General features: G+C 74.0%; 2 protein-coding genes and 1 pseudogene. 2 read left to right on the top strand and 1 reads right to left on the bottom strand.

The genetic code is table 11. The annotated features are described in order from the left end of the window. Positions 1-269: pseudogene (locus ACTUAL_RS15320) on the bottom strand (ABC transporter permease); the annotation flags it as partial. A gap of 219 nt (positions 270-488) precedes the next feature. On the opposite strand from ACTUAL_RS15320, the gene ACTUAL_RS15315 reads away from it, so the two are divergent. Next, the gene (locus ACTUAL_RS15315; RefSeq protein WP_440900728.1) at positions 489-854 is read left to right on the top strand and encodes a winged helix-turn-helix transcriptional regulator; all 366 of its coding nucleotides are present in this window, start codon (positions 489-491) and stop codon (positions 852-854) included. Positions 855-971: 117 nt separating this feature from the next. Beyond that, the gene (locus tag ACTUAL_RS15310; RefSeq protein WP_440900727.1) at positions 972-1,931 is read left to right on the top strand and encodes an NADP-dependent oxidoreductase; all 960 of its coding nucleotides are present in this window, start codon (positions 972-974) and stop codon (positions 1,929-1,931) included. Positions 1,932-2,063: the final 132 nt, after the last annotated feature.

The following is a 2,063-nucleotide window of genomic DNA, read 5'->3' as shown; positions in this document are numbered from 1 at the left end:
CCGGTCAGCGGCTCGACGCCGAACCAGTGCGTCGCGCTCACCCCGCCGAGCGCCCCGGCGGGCGCGCCGGTCGCCGGGTCGAGGGCCTCGGTGCGGTAGGTGTACGGGTCCTGGCCGGTGAGCGCGCCGAGCAGGTCGGCGGACAGGGCGAGCAGCCCGAGGACCGCGATGGCGATCGCTCCGGCGCGCGCCCAGCGGTCGTGCCGCAGCACCGACAGGACGGCGCGCGGCAGCGAGCGGACCGCGGTGGGGCGTAGGGGTTCTGACAACGGGCACCTGACCTTGAGGGGGGCGAGCGGCGCTCACCTTAGGTCGATCTCCAGAGGGGTGGATTTTCGTCCAACGGGTGAGAGAGTTTGGGCTCCTGGCCTGGTGGGGGTAGGTTTCGCGCGCGCGCGAAGATCGTTCTCGTCTGGAGTCGCGGGGGCGTACAGTGGCGCTTTCCGGTCATTGCTTCCCTTTCGGAAGCTTCCTGCTCAAGGGGTGTCATGGCGGTCGACTGCGGGAGCGGCGCGCACTCGGTGCACGACGTGTACAAGGCCCAGTGCCCGTGCCGGTCGATGCTGGACCTGCTGGCCAACAAGTGGTCCGCGCTCGCCATCGGCGCGCTGGAGGACGGGGTGCTGCGGTTCGGCGAGCTCCAGCGGCGGCTGGAGGGGGTCAGCCCGAAGGTGCTCACCCAGACCCTGCGGCGGCTGGAGGACCACGGGCTGGTGCACCGCGAGGTCGTGCCCGCCGTGCCCCTGCACGTGGAGTACTCGCTCACCGACCTCGGGCAGGACGCCGCCGTGCCGCTGCACGGCCTGCGGTCGTGGGTGGAGGACAACCTCGACCGATTGCCTTCGGGGTCCTGAACTGGTTACTTCCCTTCGGGAAGCAGTGAACCTTGCGGGTAAGCACCCCCTCGCGGATACGGTCGGGGCACGCCGGGAGCGATCTTCCGGCGGGTACCGACGTCACGGGGAGTGAAGATGTCCGAGACCATGCGCGCCGTCGTCCAGCGGTCCTTCGGCGGGCCCGACGTGCTCAGCGTCGAGCGGGTCGCCAAGCCCGAGCCGCTGCCCACCGAGGTGCTCGTGCGGGTGCGCGCGGCGGGGGTCAACCCGGTCGACTGGAAGAGCCGCGCGGGCGGCGGCATGGCGGACCACCTCGGCGACGCGCCGCACGTCCTCGGCTGGGACGTGTCCGGCGTGGTGGAGGCGGTCGGGTTCGGCGTGACCACGCTCCAGCCCGGTGACGAGGTCTACGGGATGCCGTGGTTCCCGCGCGCCGCCCGCGCCTACGCCGAGCACGTCACCGCGCCCTCCCGCCAGTTCGCCCGCAAGCCCGCCTCCCTCACCCACGAGGAGGCCGCCGCCGTGCCCCTGGCCGCGCTGACCGCGTGGCAGGTCCTGGTCGACACCGCCGGGGTGGAGAAGGGCCAGCGCGTCCTCGTGCACGCCGCGGCGGGCGGGGTGGGGCACTTCGCGGTGCAGTTCGCCAAGCACCTCGGCGCCCACGTGATCGGCACCGCGAGCGCCGAGCGGCACGAGTGGCTGACCGCGCTCGGGGCCGACGAGCTGGTCGACTACCGGTCGGCGCGGTTCGAGGAGCACGTGAGCGACGTGGACGTCGTCGTCGACCTGATCGGCGGGCGCGACGAGACCGACCTGCGGTCCCTGTCGGTGCTCAGGCCCGGCGGGCTGTTCGTCGGCGTGCCCGGCGGCGTCTCGGAGGCGGCGGTCGCGCGCGCGGCGGAGCTGGGGGTGCGCACCAGCCCGTTCCTGGTCGAGCCGGACGCGCCCGCGCTGGCCAGGATCGGCGAGCTGATCGACGCGGGGGAGGTGCGGGTGGAGGTCGAGCGGGTGTTCCCGCTGGAGCAGGCCGCCGAGGCGCACGTCCACGGCGCGCGGGGGCGCGTGCGCGGCAAGCTCGTGCTCAGCGTGCGCTGACGCGGGGGCGGGGGCGGGGGCTGCCACTCGGCCGCCCGGTTGCCCGGCGGCCCGGTTGCCTAATTGCCTGGCGGCCTGGCGGCTTGGTTGCCCGATGGTCTGGCGGTCCGGCTGCCCGGTGGCCCGGTGGCC

Source organism: Actinosynnema sp., assembly GCF_052038725.1.
The sequence above is the reverse complement of the archived record's forward strand: the minus strand, read 5'-3'. Positions and strand labels throughout refer to the sequence as shown.